General features: G+C 71.7%; 14 protein-coding genes and 1 pseudogene. 10 read left to right on the forward strand and 5 right to left on the reverse strand.

Annotated features, from left to right (window positions below):
- Positions 1 to 14 precede the first annotated feature (14 nt).
- Complete coding sequence (locus A8W25_RS20620) at positions 15 to 1,226, reverse strand: pyridoxal phosphate-dependent aminotransferase (RefSeq protein ID WP_067163503.1); 1,212 nt, start codon at positions 1,224 to 1,226, stop codon at positions 15 to 17.
- Positions 1,227 to 1,518: 292 nt separating this feature from the next.
- On the opposite strand from A8W25_RS20620, the gene A8W25_RS20625 reads away from it, so the two are divergent.
- From A8W25_RS20625 to A8W25_RS20635, 3 genes are all read left to right on the forward strand, one after another.
- Positions 1,519 to 2,583 carry an alkyl sulfatase dimerization domain-containing protein gene (locus A8W25_RS20625; protein ID WP_067163505.1) on the forward strand — a complete coding sequence of 355 codons (1,065 nt, stop codon included), beginning with the start codon at positions 1,519 to 1,521 and terminating at the stop codon, positions 2,581 to 2,583.
- A 179-nt stretch (positions 2,584 to 2,762) separates the two neighbouring features.
- Positions 2,763 to 4,025, forward strand: a complete 1,263-nt coding sequence (locus tag A8W25_RS20630; RefSeq protein ID WP_234386508.1) for an FG-GAP-like repeat-containing protein — start codon at positions 2,763 to 2,765, stop codon at positions 4,023 to 4,025.
- 47 nt (positions 4,026 to 4,072) lie between these two features.
- Positions 4,073 to 5,302 (forward strand): FG-GAP-like repeat-containing protein, encoded by a 1,230-nt coding sequence (locus tag A8W25_RS20635; RefSeq protein ID WP_234386509.1) that lies wholly within the window; start codon positions 4,073 to 4,075, stop codon positions 5,300 to 5,302.
- Between the two features lie 7 nt (positions 5,303 to 5,309).
- Here the strand turns inward: A8W25_RS20635 and A8W25_RS20640 are convergent, their stop codons facing one another.
- Both A8W25_RS20640 and A8W25_RS20645 read right to left on the reverse strand, forming a co-directional pair.
- Positions 5,310 to 6,932: an N-acyl-D-amino-acid deacylase family protein gene (locus tag A8W25_RS20640; protein WP_067164287.1), complete on the reverse strand. Its 1,623-nt coding sequence runs from the start codon at positions 6,930 to 6,932 to the stop codon at positions 5,310 to 5,312.
- Positions 6,933 to 6,940: 8 nt separating this feature from the next.
- Positions 6,941 to 8,209 carry an amino acid deaminase gene (locus A8W25_RS20645; RefSeq protein WP_067163509.1) on the reverse strand — a complete coding sequence of 423 codons (1,269 nt, stop codon included), beginning with the start codon at positions 8,207 to 8,209 and terminating at the stop codon, positions 6,941 to 6,943.
- 102 nt (positions 8,210 to 8,311) lie between these two features.
- On the opposite strand from A8W25_RS20645, the pseudogene A8W25_RS35055 reads away from it, so the two are divergent.
- Positions 8,312 to 8,947, forward strand: a pseudogene (locus A8W25_RS35055) (sugar kinase); the annotation flags it as partial.
- 18 nt (positions 8,948 to 8,965) lie between these two features.
- Here A8W25_RS35055 and A8W25_RS35060 read toward each other — a convergent pair.
- Positions 8,966 to 10,345: a M14 family metallopeptidase gene (locus A8W25_RS35060; protein WP_067163512.1), complete on the reverse strand. Its 1,380-nt coding sequence runs from the start codon at positions 10,343 to 10,345 to the stop codon at positions 8,966 to 8,968.
- A gap of 426 nt (positions 10,346 to 10,771) precedes the next feature.
- Here A8W25_RS35060 and A8W25_RS20660 point away from each other — a divergent pair, with 426 nt between their 5' ends.
- Complete coding sequence (locus tag A8W25_RS20660; RefSeq protein WP_067163514.1) at positions 10,772 to 11,614, forward strand: S1 family peptidase; 843 nt, start codon at positions 10,772 to 10,774, stop codon at positions 11,612 to 11,614.
- Between the two features lie 56 nt (positions 11,615 to 11,670).
- Here A8W25_RS20660 and A8W25_RS20665 read toward each other — a convergent pair whose 3' ends face one another.
- Positions 11,671 to 13,473 (reverse strand): chitinase, encoded by a 1,803-nt coding sequence (locus A8W25_RS20665; RefSeq protein ID WP_079126297.1) that lies wholly within the window; start codon positions 13,471 to 13,473, stop codon positions 11,671 to 11,673.
- 125 nt (positions 13,474 to 13,598) lie between these two features.
- On the opposite strand from A8W25_RS20665, the gene A8W25_RS20670 reads away from it, so the two are divergent.
- The 5 genes from A8W25_RS20670 (at position 13,599) to A8W25_RS20690 (ending at position 17,202) form a co-directional block, all read left to right on the forward strand.
- Positions 13,599 to 14,450, forward strand: coding sequence for a hypothetical protein (locus tag A8W25_RS20670; protein WP_234386510.1), 852 nt, complete (start codon positions 13,599 to 13,601; stop codon positions 14,448 to 14,450).
- A 68-nt stretch (positions 14,451 to 14,518) separates the two neighbouring features.
- Entirely contained in the window at positions 14,519 to 15,223 is a 705-nt protein-coding gene (cpaB, locus tag A8W25_RS20675; protein WP_067163517.1) for a Flp pilus assembly protein CpaB, read from the forward strand.
- Between the two features lie 7 nt (positions 15,224 to 15,230).
- Positions 15,231 to 16,466, forward strand: coding sequence for an AAA family ATPase (locus A8W25_RS20680; RefSeq protein ID WP_067163519.1), 1,236 nt, complete (start codon positions 15,231 to 15,233; stop codon positions 16,464 to 16,466).
- Positions 16,463 to 16,828: a TadE family protein gene (locus A8W25_RS20685; RefSeq protein WP_067163521.1), complete on the forward strand. Its 366-nt coding sequence runs from the start codon at positions 16,463 to 16,465 to the stop codon at positions 16,826 to 16,828. The genes A8W25_RS20680 and A8W25_RS20685 overlap by 4 nt, the downstream gene beginning before the upstream one ends.
- A complete protein-coding gene (locus A8W25_RS20690) occupies positions 16,825 to 17,202 on the forward strand; it encodes a TadE/TadG family type IV pilus assembly protein (protein ID WP_067163523.1) in 378 nt (125 codons plus the stop codon). The genes A8W25_RS20685 and A8W25_RS20690 overlap by 4 nt, the downstream gene beginning before the upstream one ends.
- Positions 17,203 to 17,208: the final 6 nt, after the last annotated feature.

Consider the following 17,208-nt stretch of genomic DNA (forward strand, 5'->3'; position numbering starts at 1 on the left):
CGGGCCGCATCTGGCTACATCTGGCTGTAACCGTCCAGGAAGCTGCCGATCCGGGTCACGGCGGCGGCCAGGTCCTGCGCCGAGGGAAGCGTCACGATGCGGAAGTGATCGGGCTCGGGCCAGTTGAAGCCGGTGCCGTGCACGACCATGATCTTCTCGGCCCGCAGCAGGTCCAGGACCATCTGGCGGTCGTCCTTGACCTTGTAGACCGCCGGGTCCAGACGGGGGAAGAGGTACAGCGCGCCCTTCGGCTTCACGCAGCTCACGCCGGGGATCTGGGTGAGCAGGTCGTACGCCGTGTCGCGCTGCTCCAGCAGCCGGCCGCCCGGCAGCACCAGGTCCTCGATCGACTGGCGCCCGCCCAGCGCGGTGGCCACCGCGTGCTGCGACGGCATGTTGGCGCACAGCCGCATGTTGGCGAGGATGGTGAGGCCCTCGATGTACGAGGAGGCGTGGGCCTTGGGGCCGCAGACCGCCAGCCAGCCGGAGCGGAAACCGGCCACCCGGTAGTTCTTGGAGAGGCCGTTGAAGGTCAGCACCATCAGGTCCGGGGCGACCACGGCGGTCGGCGTGTGCGTGGCGCCGTCGTACAGGATCCGGTCGTAGATCTCGTCCGAGCAGACGATCAGGTTGTGGCGGCGGGCGATCTCGGTGAGGCCGCGCAGCATCTCCTCGCCGTAGACCGCGCCCGTCGGGTTGTTCGGGTTGATGATCACGATCGCCTTGGTGCGGTCGGTGATCTTGCGCTCGATGTCGGCGAGGTCCGGCATCCAGTCGGACTGCTCGTCGCAGCGGTAGTGCACGGCGGTGCCGCCGGCCAGCGAGACCGAGGCGGTCCACAGCGGGTAGTCCGGCGCCGGGACGAGCACCTCGTCGCCGTCGTCGAGCAGCGCCTGCATCGACATCTGGATCAGCTCGGAGACGCCGTTGCCGAGGTAGATGTCCTCGACGTCGAGGTCGATGCCTTTGGTCTGGTAGTGCTGCATCACCGCGCGCCGCGCCGAGAGCAGGCCCTTCGCGTCGCCGTAGCCGTGTGCCCCGGAGAGGTTGCGGAGCATGTCCTCCAGGATCTCCGGCGGGCACTCGAAGCCGAACGCGGCGGGGTTGCCGGTGTTGAGCTTGAGGATGCGGTGACCTGCCGCCTCCAGCCGCATGGCTTCTTCGAGAACCGGGCCGCGGATCTCGTAACAGACATTGGCGAGCTTGGTCGACTGGATCACCTGCATGACGGTCACCTTACGGGCGCGTTTCGAGGGGCGCGCGGTGTTTGCGACCCGGTCGCCCCGGCCGCGGTCCCCTCGGCGGACGCGCGGCTTCCATCGGAATGCGGCACGGGGTGCCAGGCCGTGGGATTGCCGGTCGGCGGCGGGGCACGGGCTTGGAATGCGCCCTCGGGGCCGCGGCGGGTGAGATACGCCACCCCTCGTACCGCCCACCCACCAGCTGTCCGGCGAGGTCGAGGCCGACGGCGTCCGGCTCGTCCTCCAGCCCGCCGCCGGCCTCCAGTCCCCGGCCGAGATGAACGTCTACCTGCCCGACCGCAAGGTCCTCTATCTGACGGCCCCCGGCCTGCTCGGCGGCCTCGGGGACGTACGCGCCCGCCACCTCGACGAGACCCTGAAGGCCTTCGGCGGTGTCGCCGAGATCGTCGCCGGGGCCTACGAGTGGCCCGGCTGGGGCGACAAGGCCGTCGCCGCCCGGCTCGCCGCGCGCCGGGACGCCTGGGTCAGGCGCCAGACCCAGCCCTCGAACCAGCCGTTCTACGCCGCCGGCTACGTCGGCACCGCCACCCAGGCCACCCGCCAGACCTGGCTGCGCCTGCTGGGCCACGAGTTCGTCGCGGCCACCGACGCGGTCGCCGCGACCCCCGCCTCCGCCGCGACCGCCAAGCGGTACGTGGTGGCCCTGGGCGGCGCCGAGGCCGTGCTCGCGTCCGCGCGCGAGGAGTACGACGCGGCGACGCCCCGCTACGAGCGGGTCGTCGAGCTCCTCGACCACGTGGTGGCCGCCGCCTGCGACCCGGCGACGGTGTCGCCCACCGTCCTGGAGGCCGCCACCTCGCTCCAGGCGCTGGCCCTGACCCAGCTCGGCTACCTCGCCGAGTACGGCCCGCTGCGCAACGCCTATCTGACGGCGGCCCGCGATCTGCGCCCCGGCCCGCAGCCGTCCGGCGCCCGCCCGGTCGTCGGCGACCTGGTCCGCCACGCCAACCCCGCCCAGTACTTCGCCGCTCTCGCCGCCCGCCTGGACGGCCCGAGGGCCGCCGAGCAGCGCGACCCGGTCGTCCTGCTGTGGACCTTCACCAACACCGGCCAGTCGGGCGTCACGGTCCTGCGCGACGGCGTGCTCGTCTACACCGACACCCGCGGCGACACCATGCCGCCCGGCGTGGACAAGCCGCAGGCGACGATCGTGCTCACCCGCGACACCCTGGACAAACTCCTGGGCTCCGGACCGGACTTCGCCGCAGGCTTCGACGCGGCGGTACGCGCGGGCCGCGTCCAGATCGACGACCGAGCCGCGGCGGACACGGTGTTCGGCTATCTGCTCCCGGCCATCGCGTCGAGCCCAGCGGTGAACTGAGCCCAGGCGGCGGGGACGGCGAACACCGGGCTGTCCCCGCCGGGCTCGGCGTCGCGTACGCGGACGGTGTGGGGGCAGGCGGCGCCTTCGACGCACTCTGGCTCGAACTGATCGTCGACGGAGGGCTATGATCCGCTGACTTTCCACAGCATTCGCACATACCCGGGGGGGGGAACCACGTGCGTTCCACGTCTTCGCGCATGGTCTCGCGCATCTCTTCGCGCCTCGTACGCGGCGGGCTCGCCGCCGTCGCCACGGCGGGTCTCGCGGCCACCGTCACCACCGCGCCCGCCCAGGCCGCCGACGGCTACGACCGCTGCGCGTGGGGCAAGCTGTGCGTCTTCAGCGAGCCGCTGGGCAAGGGGGACATGCTGGTCGTCTCCGGGTCCATGCTGCGGCTCGGGTCCTGGGACAACCGCATCAGCTCGTTCGCGAACTACTCCGGCGTGCCGGTCTGCTTCAACAGCGAGCCGGACCTGGACGGCGACCCGGAGCGGGCCAGGGCCACGCACTACTACTCCGGCCAGGTGTCCTTCGACGAGAGCTCCCGGCCGGACCTCGACAACACCGTGAGCTCGCTCGACCTGGACCGCGAGGCCGACTACTTCTGCGGCTCCGAGGGGCGTTTCCCGACGTACTGGTGGGAGTTCGAGAACAAGCAGCGCCCGGCAGGACAGGCCGCCGCCGTGTTCGGTGACGCGGACGGCGACGGCTTCGGCGACCTGTACGCGCGCGACCGGTTCGGGCAGCTGTGGACGGACCACACCTACGCGAGCAAGGGCCGCACCCGTGTCGTGGGCGGCGGCTGGAACGCGATGTCCCAGCTCACCCGGCACGGCGACTACAACGGGGACGCCAAGGAGGACCTGTTCGCCCGGGACCGCTCCGGCGTCCTGTGGTTCTACCCCGGCCGGGGGGACGGCACCTTCGGCGACCGCGTCAAGGTCGGCGGGGGCTGGAACACCATGCGCGATCTGACCGCCGCCGGGGACCTGACCGGCGACGGCCGCGCCGACCTGCTCGCCGCCGACACCACCGGCACCCTGTGGACGTACCCCGGCACCGGGCACGGCGCCTTCGGTGACCGCCGGAAGGTCGGCGGGGGCTGGAAGGTCATGAACGAACTGGTCGGGGCCGGTGACATGAACGCCGACCAGCGGTCCGACCTGGTGGCCCGGGACACCGCCGGGAAGCTGTGGTTCTACCCCGGCACCGGGCGCGGCACGTTCGGCGACCGCAAGCTCATCGGCACCGGCGGCTGGAACGGGCTCACCGAGCTGGCGGGTGTCGGTGACGTCACCGGCGACGGCCGCCCCGACCTGCTCGCGCACGCGCCGGGGCAGAAGGCGCTCCGCGTCTACCCGGGCACCGGCGCCGCCGACGGCGGCCTGCGGGCGCCGAGGCAGTACGCCCAGGCCCGCTCCACCCACCTCGTCTTCTAATGCCTCTGCTTCCTCTGCTTCCTCTGCTTCCGAACGGAGTCCGGCCCATGCCCGGCACCACCGCCCGACGGCTGATCGGTACGGCCACCGCCGTCGCCGCGTCGCTGGCCACCCTTCTCTCCGCCGCCCCGCAGGCGACGGCCGCGGAGAACTACGACCGCTGCCCGGCGGGCAAGCTCTGCGTGTTCCAGTACGGGGACTTCAAGGGCAAGATGGAGATCATCTCGTCCAGCCGCCCCACCCTGGGCATCTGGAACAACTCGCTCTCGTCCTTCGTCAACAACAGCGACCTGTACGTCGCGCTGGCCACGGACGCCAACTACGAGGGCGAGCGCTACTACATCAACCCGCACAGCGGCCCCAACGACCTCACCGGCGGCACCATCGGCCGGGCGTGGGACAACAAGGTCAGCTCCATCCGCATGGCGACCACCAGCTACGAGGTCACCCAGGGCGTGCCGTGGATGGACTGGTTCGTCCAGGACGAGGAGAAGCGGCCCGCCGGGCTGCCCGCGGTGGCGCAGTTCGGTGACCTGAACAACGACGCCCGCCCCGACCTGCTTGAGCGCGCGGACGACGGGCGGCTGTGGTTCCTGTCGGGCGCCGGCGACGCCAACTGGGTGACCAAGGGCAAGCTCGTCGGCGGCGGCTGGAACGCGATGACGCAGCTCACCCGGCACGGCGACTACAACGGGGACGGCAAGGAGGACATCTACGCCCGCGACCGCTCCGGCATCCTCTGGTTCTACCCGGGCCGCGGCGACGGCGCCTTCGGCGACCGCGTCAAGGTCGGCGGCGGCTGGAACGCGATGCGCGAGATCAGCGCGGCGGGCGACCTCAACGGCGACGGCCGCCGGGACCTGCTGGCCCGTGACACCTCCGGCGTGCTGTGGTCCTACCCGGGCAGTGGCCGGGGCATCTTCGGCGACCGTGTGAAGGTCGGCGGCGGCTGGAACGTCATGAACCAGCTCGCCTCGCCCGGCGACCTCAACGGCGACGGCAAGGCCGACCTGGTGGCCCGCGACGGGTCCCGGAACCTGTGGCTGTACCCGGGCAACGGCCGGGGCACCTTCGGCGGCCGCGCCAAGCTCCCGTACGCCTGGCCCGCGGACGCCCCGGTGCTGGCCACCGGTGACGTCAACGGGGACGGGATCTCCGACCTCATGCGGCCCGTCGACTACCAGCTGTTCGCCTACCACGGTGACGGGCGCGGCGGGCTCGGCGGCCCGCGGGCGGACATGCTGTGGGACACCGCCCGTAACGTGCGGGTGTTCTGAGGGTTCGTCAGATGACGGGCGGGGTGGGCGTCCTGCGGACCGCCCGCCCCGCCAGCACGTCCGTGCGCCGCCCGTCCTCGATGACGAACCTGCCGTCGATCAGGACGTACGGGATGCCCGTGGGCAGGGTCCGGGGCCGCTCGAAGGTGGCGCCCGCCGCGACCGTCTCCGGGTCGAACAGGACGACGTCGGCGCGGTAGCCCTCCTTCACCAGGCCCCGGTCCGGGAGCCGCAGTCGGGCCGCCGGGCGCGAGGTCAGATGGGCGACCATCTCCTCCAGGGGGAGGACGCCCAGGTCGCGGGCGTAGTGGCCGAGGTAGTGGGGGAACGTGCCATAGGCGCGCGGATGGGGCTTCGCGCCCTGGAGGATGCCGTCGCTGCCGCCCGTGTGGACGCGGTGGCGCATGATCGCCCGGACGTTCTCCTCGTGGCCCACGTGCTGGAGGATCGTCGAGCCGAGGCCGTCCTCGACCAGCAGCCGGCGGGCGGTCGTCCACGGCGCCTCGCCGAGCTCGCGCGCGGACCGCGCGACCGTCTCGCCCACGTAGGACATGAGCCCCGGGTCGCCCACCCCCGAGATCTCGATCGTCTCCCAGTCGATGGGCACCCCGTGGCAGCCGTCCGAGCCCACCACCTCCAGGTCGTGGCGGATCCGCTCGGCCGTCGCCCCGTCCCGCAGCCGCGCCAGCACCGCCTCGGGCCCGCCCGCGCCCGCCCAGCTCGGCAGCATCGCGGCGAGCGTCGTACAGCCCGGGGTGTACGGATAGGTGTCGAGCGTGATGTCCGAGCCGGTGGCCAGGGCCCGGTCCAACAGCGCCAGGAGCTCCGGCGCGCGGCCCTCGTTCTCGCCGAAGTTCATCGTGGCGTGGGCCAGGTGCAGCGCGCAGCCGGCCGCGCGGGTGAGCTCCACCATCTCCTCGTACGCGCGCAGGGCGCCCGCGCCGTAGGAGCGGTGATGGGGGCAGTAGTAGCCGCCGTACCGCGCCACCACCTCGCAGAGCGCGGTCAGTTCGGCGTCCGGGGCGTACATCCCGGGCGTGTAGGTGAGGCCGGAGGACAGGCCGACCGCGCCCTGCTCCAGTCCCTCGGCCACCAACCGCCGCATCCGGTCCAGCTCCTGCGGGGTGGCCTCGCGGTCCTCCCAGCCCATCGCGTACATCCGGACCGTGCCCTGGGGGATCAGATAGGCCGCGTTGACCGCGATGCCCTCGCCGTCGAACCCCCGGTCGAGGCGGTCCAGGTACGCGCCGACCGTGCGCCAGTCGAAGTCGATGTCCGAACCGTCGCCGTTCCAGCCGGCGATGGCCCTGCGGACCTCGGCGAGGGTGCGGTCGTCGACGGGCGCGTACGAGAGCCCGTCCTGGCCCAGGACCTCCAGGGTGACGCCCTGCGCGGCCTTGGCGCTGTGGTCCGGGTCGCGCAGCAGGGCCAGGTCGGAGTGCGCGTGCATGTCGATGAAGCCGGGGGCGAGGGCGAGCCCGTCGGCGTCCAGGACGCGGGTGCCGGACAGCGGGGGTCCGCCCTCGCGGCGCAGCGCCGCGATGCGGCCGTCCCGGATGCCGGCGTCGGCGCGGAACGAGGGTCCGCCGCTGCCGTCGATCACCCGGGCGCCGCGTACGACGAGGTCCATCAGGGGCATCAGAAGTAGGTGCGGATGTAGTCGACGACCGTGCCGTCCGCCTCCACCAGCGGGATCAGCGGCCACTTGTCGAAGCTGGTGCACGGGTGGGAGAGGCCGAGGCCCACCCAGTCGCCGACCTCCAGCTCCGCCTCCGGGGAGGTGCGCAGCCAGGCGTGCTGGTCGGAGAGCGCGGTGACCTCGATCCCGGTCGCGGGGCGCTCGGTCCCGTCCGCCCCGCGCACCACCTGCGCCTCGGGCAGGTCGAGGTCGTGCGCCGCGTCCCGCTTGCCCGCGTTCACGAACGCCTGGTCGGGGGTGGGCCGGGAGACGACCTGGGCCCAGAGGCGGAACGCGGGGTGCAGGGCACCCTCTTCCGGGATGCGGTTGAAGGGCGTGACCCTTCGGTACTGGCCGTCGTCGTGCGAGACGTACGCGCCCGAGCGCAGCAACTTCAGTACAGGGAGGGAGAGTTCGGGGATCTCGGCGAAGACGTCCGCGACCGCGTCGAACCAGGCGCTGCCGCCCGCGCTGACCACGATCTCGTCGAGGCCCGTCCCCGAGAAGCGGCCCGCCTTGTCGAACTCCGAGGCCAGCGCGGTCAGCCTGCGCAGCCAGGCCGCGACCCGCTCCGGGGTGGCCCCAGGGACCTCGGCCTCATAGCCCGCGACGCCCACCAGGCGCAGGGTGCGGGTGGCGCCCACCGCGTCCGCGACCGCCGTGCAGTCCGCCTCGGTACGGGCGCCGGTGCGGGCGCCCTCGCCCGCGCCCAGCTCGACGACGACGTCCACCGGGCGGGCCGCACCGGCCAGCGCCGCGTCCATCAGCTCGACCCCGCGCACCGAGTCCACGTAGCAGATGAACCGGAACTCGGCGTCCCGCGCCAGCTCCGCCGCGATCCACTTCAGGGCCGCCGGGTCCACCAGCTCGTTGCCGAGGAAGATCCGCCGGATGCCGAACGCGCGGGCGACGCGCACCTGGTGGGGCACGGCCAGGGTGATGCCCCAGGCGCCGTGGTCGAGCTGGCGGGCGAAGAGCTCGGGGGCCATCGTCGTCTTGCCGTGCGGGGCGAAGGAGAGGCCGTGCCGGGTCGCGTACGTCTCCATCAGCGCGAGGTTGTGCTCCAGGCGCTCGGCGGAGAGGGCGAGGACGGGCGTGGTGAAGCCGTCCGTGAACAGGTTCCGGCGCTGGGCCGCCAGCTCGCCGACGGTCAGGCCCTCGGCGTCCGGGGGGAGCCCCTTGAAGCGGTGGTCGACGCGCTCTTCGGCCAGTCCTGCCAGGAACCCCATGGAAGCCTCCGTGATCGCTGCTGCGACAGCCGTTGCATCATGCGCAACGACCGTTGCGTATCTCGCTTACTGCTGTCTAACATCCGGGCCAACGTCGGGTCAATGGTGAGAGGAGCGTCAACGGTGGACGTGGATGTCGTCTGTCTCGGGGAGTCCATGGTCGCGTTTCTGCCCACCCGGCCGGGGCACCTCGCCGATGTGCCGTCCTTCGAGCGGGGGATCGGCGGCGCCGAGTCCAATGTGGCGTGCGCGCTCGCGTCTGCCGGGCACACGGTGAAGTGGGTCAGCAGGGTCGGCGCGGACGGCTTCGGGGACCACCTGGTCGAGGCGGTGCGCGCGTACGGGGTGGACACGTCCGGGGTGCGCCGGGATCCTGAGCGGCCGACCGGCGTGTACTTCCGTACGGCCGACGACCGCTCGGACGGCTCGCACGAGGTCGCGTACTACCGGGCCGGGTCGGCCGCCTCCGCGATGTCGCCGGGGACGGTGCCGCGGGGCTTGGCGTGGTCGGGCCGGGTGCTGCATCTGTCCGGCATCACGGCCGCGCTGTCCTCCGGCTGCCTGGCGCTGTCGCGGACGCTGCTGTCGCGCACGCCCGGCCGGCCGCTGGTGTCGTTCGACGTCAACTACCGGGCCGGACTGTGGCGTTCGGGCTCGGATCCCCGGGTGCTGCTGGAGCTGGCGCGGGGGGCGGACGTGGTGTTCGTGGGGGAGGACGAGGCGGAGGAGGCGTGGGGTGGGGGGATTAACCCGCCGTCACGTACCCGCGCAGTACTGCGACTCCTTCCCAATGGACCGGTACATGCAATCCGCGTTCTCCAGCAACTGCAGCACCGCATCCCGGTTCCGGGCCGTCTCCCGCTCGATCACCTCGTCCGGCGGGTAGAAGCCCCCACCCGCCCCCGACTCACCCGGGTACATCTCAAACGTGTAGTCGAAGATCTTCTGCGTACCCCAGAGGAAGTCGTCGATCGTGCCATCGGTGATGTACAGGTCGCTGGACTGCTCCGGCGTGTACCCGTTGGACGCCGCCATCTTGCCGCCGACCGCGGCGAACGCGTCGTGGTCGTCCTGGGTGAGGCCCGGCGCCGTGTTGTTGTACGTGTAGCCGAACGGCCACAGCACCAGCTCGCTGTACGTGTGGAAGTCGATCCCCGCCTTGATCTGCTGCTTTCCGCCCACCACCCGGCTGCGGGCGAAGTCGGAGACGACCTTCACCTCGGGGGCGGACTCGGCGGCCGTGCCGCGGTACGTCTCGGAGCCCTTGCTGGAGGACGAGCCGCCGCAGCAGCCCCACTTGTAGTTCCAGTTCCGGTTCAGGTCCGTACCGACGTACGAGGAACCGGAGTTGGGCTGGCGGTTCTTGCGCCAGCTGCGGTACGAGCCGGTCGCGATGTCGTACTCGCCGCCGTCCGGATTGAGGTCCGGCACGATCCAGATCTCGCGGCTGTTCACCATGTTGGTGATCCGCGCGTCCTTGCCGTACCCCGCGCCGAACTCGCGCAGCAGATACAGCGCCATCTCCACCGTCAGATGCTCACGCGCGTGCTGGTGGAAGGTGAAGAGGACCTCCGGCTCGCTCTCGTCCGTCGCGACGTTGTCGCTCACCTTGATCGCGACGATGTCCCTGCCCTGGTACGACTTGCCGATCACGCGCTTGCTCATGATCGAGGGGTACTGGGCGAGCCGCTGGTCGATCTCCGTCGTCGCCTCGGTGTAGTTGTGGTACCTGGAGTCCGCCGACGGGAAGTCGAAGGGCTGCGCCTTGGCGCCGTTCGTGCGGTTCGGGGGTCCGGGCAGCGCCTTGAGCGTGTAGCCGAGCGTGCGCAGGTTCTTCGCCTGTGCCGCGTCGGCGCTGACCACGACGGTGTGCTCGCGCACCTCGTCGATGGCGACCCCGGTGGCGGCGATGGCGGTGCGCGCGGCGGGGGTGGCCGGGCCGTGGATCTCGTACTGGGTGGTGGCCTCGTCGGCGGCCACGTCCGCGCGCTCGCGCGGGGAGGGCGCCGGGGACGCGGTGGCGTGTGAGGTCAGGGGGGCGGCGAGGGCCATCGCGAGCAGGGCCGCGAGGCCCGCCGAGCGTCTGGCACCGCCGCGCGGCGCGCGGGTGGCGCGCGTACGCGTACGAAGTCGCATGAATGCTCCTGGGGATCCAGAGGTGGGGGTGTTCATGTCGACGTTGCTGTGGCTGTGGCTGTCGTGCGTCTGCGGTGGGTTGCCGCACCCCGAGCTTCCGTGCATGGCATGTCACCGTCAAGGCTTGCCGCTCCGCGCCCGGTCCGGGTGGGTGATATCCCGTCAAGGTCGTTCTCGGGCGGCTCCATGGGGTGAATGGTGCGCGCCGAGTCGGGGAATCCGATCGTCCGACTGGCGCCGGTGGGCTGTACGGGCGTACGGGATGCCCCTGGCGCACCCTTTCCGGGTGTGGTCACCCGTACGGAGTCCCAGCTGATCCAACTGGCCCGAACTCAACGGTTGCCCACGGGGGTTGGCACGCCCAACAATGCGCATGACAAGTCCAGGAGAACCCACTCCTGGATCCCTTCAGAGGGGAACCCCCACATGAAGAAGCCTCTCGTCGGCACGGTGCTGGCGCTGCTGCTCGTCGGAGCGGGAGCGGCACCGGTCGTCGCGGCGCCGCACACCCACAGCGGCACCAAGGCGACGGTCAAGGCGGTCGACTTCGCCGGAACGGTCGCGCTCAGCAACTGTTCCGGGTCGCTCGTCCGTACGCCCGGCTCCCAGCCGAACGACCCCGCTCTCATCCTCTCGAACGGCCACTGCCTGGAGACCGGATTCCCGGCCGCCGGCGAGGTCATCACCGACCAGGCCTCCTCGCGCAGCTTCTCGCTGCTCAACGGCGCGGGAAGCAAGGTCGGCACCCTGCGGGCCACCAAGGTCTCGTACGCCACGATGACCGACACCGACATCACGGTCTACCAGTTGAGCCGGACGTACGCGCAGATCCAGAGCCAGTACGGGATCGGCGCGCTCACGCTGAACGACCAGCACCCGGTCGCGGGCACCGCCATCAAGGTGGTCTCCGGCTACTGGAAGCGGACCTACAGCTGCAACATCGACGGGTTCGCGTACCGCCTCAAGGAGGGCGACTGGACCTGGAAGGACTCGGTCCGCTACACCTCCGCCTGCCAGACCATCGGCGGCACCTCGGGCTCCCCGGTCATCGACACCGCCACCGGCAAGGTGGTCGCGGTGAACAACACCGGCAACGAGGACGGGCAGCGCTGCACGGAGAACAACCCGTGCGAGGTGGACCAGAACGGCAAGGTCACCGTCCGCTACAAGATCAACTACGCCCAGCAGACGTACATCATCGTCCCCTGCATAGGCACCGGCAACAAGTTCGACCTGAACCGGCCCGGCTGCACCCTGCCCAAGCCGTGACACGAGGTTTCCCCGCGCCCCTGGTGGGGCGCGGGGAAACCCGACGGATCGGGGAGTTACGGCAGTGCGTGGACGTGCGGTCCCACCGCGTTCGACCAGGCGTTGCCCGACTTGGCGTCCCAGTTGGTCGACCAGGTCATCGCGCCCCGCAGTCCCGGCCAGGTGCGCGAGGGCTTGAAGGAGCCGCAGTTGGTGCCCGCGGTCAGGCAGTCCAGGGCCGCGTTCACCACCGACGGGGAGACGTAGCCGCTGCCCGCGCCGCTCGTCGAGGCCGGCAGGCCGAGGCCCACCTGGGACGGGTCGAGGCCGCCCTGGAGCTGGATGCAGGCGAGCGCGGTCAGGAAGTCGACCGAGCCCTGCGAGTAGACCTTGCCGTCGCAGCCGAGCATCGAACCGCTGTTGTAGTACTGCATGTTGACGACGGTCAGGATGTCCTTGATGTTGAGCGCCGTCTTGAAGTACTCGCCCGAGGTCGACTGCATGTCGATGGTCTGCGGCGCCATCGTGATGACGAGCTTGCTGCCCGCCTTCGACGACAGCGAGCGCAGCGCCTGCGTCATATAGGTCGAGTTGAGGCCGTTCTCCAGGTCGATGTCGACGCCGTCGAAGCCGTACGTCTGCATCAGCGAGTAGACGGAGTTGGCGAAGTTCGTCGCGGACGTCGAGTCGTTGATCGACACCGTGCCGTTCTGGCCGCCGATGGAGATGATCACCGACTTGCCGGCCGCGTGCTTGGCGGCGATGTCCGCCTTGAACTGCTCGACGCCGTAGCCGCCGAGGCCGTTGGTGTCGAGGTTGAAGGTCACCCCGCCCGGGGTGCCGGTGGCGTCGGCGAAGGAGACCGCGATGATGTCGTAGTTCGCGGGCACGTCGCTGATCTTCTGGACGGTCGCGCCGTTGTTGAAGTTCTGCCAGTACCCGGTCACCGCGTGCTTGGGCACGGTCCCGCCGCCCGGGGTGCCGGTCGCGGACGTCTTCCCGGTCACCGCCGCCGACCTGGGGGACTCCCCGGCGGCGTTGGTCGCGGTCACCTGGAACTGGTACGAGGTCGACGCGCTCAGCCCGGTCACGGTCGCCGAACCGCCGCTCACCGACTGCACCTTGGCGCCGTCGCGGTAGACGTTGTACCCGGTCGCGTTGGAGACCGCGCCCCAGGAGAGGTCCACGGAGGAGGAGCTCACCGAGCCGACCGCGAGGCCGCCGGGGGCCGCCGGGATCGTCGGGGCCGGGTCGCCGCCCCCGCCGCCGTCCGGGCCGAACACCGAGATGTCGTCGGCGTAGTAGGCGGGCTGGCCGTACCAGCCGTGGGTGTAGATCTGCACCGAGGTGGTGGAGGCGCCGGTCCTGAACGTGGTCGACAGCTGGTTCCAGCCGCCGCCGGTGCCGGGCGTCCAGGTGGAGACGTCGCTGGTCCCGGTGCCGGTGGCGCCGAGGTAGACGTACGAGCCCTGGACCCAGGAGCTCAGCGTGTACGTGGAGTTGGGCTTCACGGCGACGGTCTGGACGCACTGGCCGGTGTCGGAGCCGGACGGGGACGCCTTGAGGGCGGCGGAGCCGCCGTGCACGGGGGAGGAGACGGCGGCGCCGCTCCCGGCCGTACAGCTCCAGTTGGCGAGCCCCGACTCGAAGCCCGCGTTCTTGGCGTTGTTGACGTCCGCCGCGTACGCGGTGCCGGTGAGCCCGGCCATGGACAGGGCGCCGGCCGCGGCCACGGCCAGGCCGATTCTGCCGCTTGCTCGTTTCACTTGCTGCCTCCGGTGGGGGAGTTGGGAGGTCGGTGGGGAGGTGGGCGCGCGCTGTGCGTACAAGCTGGTCCAGACCAATCCTGTTGTCAAGACCTCTGGCGCCTCTCGTGGCATCACAGAAACGAGAAGACTGTTCACGCGCAGCTATCTCGTGGATACAGTGCTGCTTCAGGGGGGAAGTGCGGTGATCACTTACGGCTGAGGGGGCCCGCCACGGGCCGAGGGAACGGGGACTTGATGTGCCAACCGCGATAGCCGTCACCAGCCCGGACCTGGTGTTACCCGCGGCCGATCCGCATACGCCGCCGCCGGCGGTCTTCTCGTCCCCGGACGTCCAGCCGCTCGACGCCGCGCTCGCCCACGCGCACCGCCTGCTCGATCTGCACGGCCATGTGATCGTGCTGTACCCGGACTCGCTTCCGGCCGCCCACGAGCGGCGGCTGCACACCGTCCGCTCGATCCTGGAGAGCGACCGGATCGCGCTGATCGGATCGCCTCTGCCGCCGCTCGGCCTGGCCGTGCTCGCACAGCAGCTGAGCCGCCTCTCGGTGTGCGACTTCAGCCCCGGCGTGCTCGCCTCGGCGGCCCGCCTCCTCGCGCACTACGTCCACGCGGGCGCCGTCCTCAACTCCGTCACCCGGCTCGACCGCGTCCCGGTCGGCCTCAAGACGCACGCCAAGTCCTGGCTGCCCGGCAGTCAGTTCGCGGTCGTCGCCCACCCGGCGCCGCAGCTGGTCAGGATCGGCGCGGGCGATCTGGAGGGGCCCGACTACGCCTGCCATCTGCTGGTGGCGGGGGCCGCGGCGCCCTCCGAGTGGGTCACCGGCACGCTCGCCGCCGCCTGGCAGGTCGGCGCCGTACTGGAAGTCCCGCTGCCGGGGTACTCGCCCGACTGGTGGGGGACGTCCAGGCTCACCGAGTTCGCCGCCCATCTGCCCGATCTGTCCGTGCTCTACCAGCTCGTGGCCTCCGTGCGACGGGAGTCGTGCCGGTGGTGCGGCATGGAACTCATCGGCGACCGCTGCGGGTTCTGCGCCTCCCCCGTCCCCGCCCCCGAGCTCCGGCTGCCCGCGGGAGGCACGTACAGCTAGCCGCCGCGCAGCCCGCCCGGTGGCCTTGTCCGCTCAGTCCCCTGTCATCGAACGAGGTCGTACGGTCAATGAACTCCCGCCAGCGCCGTGGCGTCATCCTTCTCCTGGTCTCGGTCCTGTGCGCCGCGGGCGCCTTCGCCGGGGTCCTCTCGGTGATCCACGACGCCAACTCGAAGGTCGGCCCCGAGGTGACGGCGTACCGGGTCAAGGGCGATATCGAGCCCTACAAGGAGCTCAAGGACAGTCAGTTCGAGAAGACGTCGATGCCCGAGCGGTGGCTTCCGGACAACGCGGTCACCGACCTCTCCGCCCTCCGCGGGATGATCGCCGTCACCCGGCTCAGGGCCGGATCGCTGCTCCAGTCCGACATGATCGTCAAGCGGCCCCAACTCCGGCCGGGTGAGCAGGAGATCGCGATCATGATCGACGCGGCCACCGGGGTGGCGGGCAAGATCCAGCCGGGCTCCTCGGTCAACATCTTCGCCACCTTCGCCGCCGCCAAGCAGGGCGACACCCCCCAGTCGAAGATCATCGTCTCCGGCGCCCGGGTCCTCGACGTCGGCAAACTCACCCCCCTCGACCCCGGCCGCGACGACCGCAACAAGAGCACCGAGGCGGTCCCGATCACCTTCGCCCTCGGCACCCTCGACGCCCAGCGCGTCGCGTACGCGGAGTCCTTCGCCCAGCACGTGCGGCTCGCGCTCGTCGCACCCGGCGGCGACTCCCCGGTGCCGCCCGGCGACCGTACGTACCGCCTCGAAAAGGACCAGTGAGGTTCGGATGACCACCAGGATCCTCCCGGCCGTCCAGGACGCCGACGCCGCCCGGTCCGTGACCACCCTGCTCAGCCAGCTCCCCGACGCCGAACCCGCCGCGCCCGTCGCGGACTCCACCCAGCTCCTGGACACCCTGGCCCGGCTCGCCGGGGACTCCCTGGACGAGCTGCCCGAGGTCGTCCTGGTCCACGAGCGCATCGGCCCGGTGCCCGCCCTCGACCTGGTGCGCGAGGTCGCCCTGCGCTTCCCCGCCGTCGGCGTCGTCCTGATCACCTCGGACGCGGGCCCCGGCCTGTTCGCCGCCGCCATGGACTCGGGCGCGCGCGGCCTGGTCACCCTGCCGCTGCACTACGAGGAGCTGGTCAGCCGGGTGCAGGCGGCCGCCCAGTGGTCGGTCGGGGTGCGCCGCCATCTGGGCGGCGGGGGCGAGGCCTCCAGCGGTCCCGGCGGCACGGTCGTCACCGTCACCGGCGCCAAGGGCGGGGTCGGCGCCACGGTCACCGCCATCCACCTCGCGCTCGCGGCGAGGGCGTCGGGCCGCACCACGGCCCTGGTCGACATGGACCTCCAGGCCGGTGACGTGGCCTCCTACCTCGACGTCCAGTTCCGCCGCTCCATCGCGGACCTCGCCACCATCACCGACATCTCGCCCCGGGTCCTCCAGGACGCCCTGTTCACCCACGCCAGCGGCGTGGGCCTGCTGCTCGCCCCGGGCGACGGCGAACGTGCCGAGGAGGTCACCGACCGGGCGGCCCGCCAGATCCTCTCCGCCCTGCGCCACCGCTACGAGGTGGTGATCGCGGACTGCGGCACCCAGATGAACGCCGCCAACGCCGCCGCCGTCGAACTGGCCGACACCGCCGTCCTGGTCACCACCCCCGACGTGGTCTCGGTCCGGGCCGCCAAGCGGATCGTCCGGATGTGGGACCGCCTCCAGATCCGCAAGGCCGAGGAGACCACGACCGTGGTCAACCGGCACACCCGCGCCACCGAGATCCAGCCCCCGCTGGTCCAGAAGGTCACCGGCACCCGGGTCACCCGCACCTCAGTCCCCGCCAACTTCAAGGAGCTCCAGGCCGTCGTCGACGCGGGCCGGCTGCACGACCTGGACGCCAAGTCCACGGTCAAGCAGGCGCTGTGGACGCTCGCGGGCGAGCTGGGCCTGGTCAAGGGGGTCGGCCCGGCGCCCGAGAAGAGCGGCCGGGGAACCCTCGTACTGCGGCGCCGGGGGCACGGATGAGGGGCATACGGACACCGGCCGACCGGGACCGGGGCCAGATCATCGTCGAGTTCACCGGGATGGTGCCGATCATCCTGGTGACCCTCGCCGCGATCTGGCAGCTGGTGCTCACCGGCTACACGTACACCGTCGCCGGGCACGTGGCCGACGAGGGGGCGCGGGGGGCGGCGGCGTGCGAGGCGGCGATGCGGGCGGCCGCCCCGGACGGCTGGGAGGTCGGGACGGGGTGCGGCGGAGGCGGCGACCCCGACGTCTTCACGGCCACCGTCGCGATCAAGGTCCCGGTGCTCTTCCCCGGGGCGCTGTCCTTCCCGTTCACGGTGCACGGGCGGGCCGGGGCGGCGCGGGAGGAGACGCCGTGAGGCGCCGCGGACGCGGGAGCGACCGGGGCTCGGCCGCCGTCGAGTACCTCGGCTTCCTGCCGCTGCTGCTCCTGGTCGCGCTCGCCGGCGTCCAGCTGGGGCTCGCCGCGTACGCCGCCCAGCAGGCGGGCACGGCCGCCCGGGCCGCCGCCCGCACCGGCGCCCAGACCGAGCGGGCGGGCGGCGCCGCCCGGGCGGGGAAGGCCGCCGTCAGCGAGTGGGTCGGCAGACGCAGCGAGATCGGCGTCTCGGGCTGCCCCGGCTCCACGGTGACCGCCACGGTCACCGTCTCCATCCCGTCCGTCTTCCCCGGCATCGACCACTTCGGCCCGGTCCACAAGAGCGCCACCATGCCCTGCGACGACAGCAACTGACCGAGG

The organism is Streptomyces sp. ERV7 (assembly GCF_001653515.1).
In the GTDB taxonomy this organism is placed as follows: Bacteria; Actinomycetota; Actinomycetes; order Streptomycetales; family Streptomycetaceae; genus Streptomyces.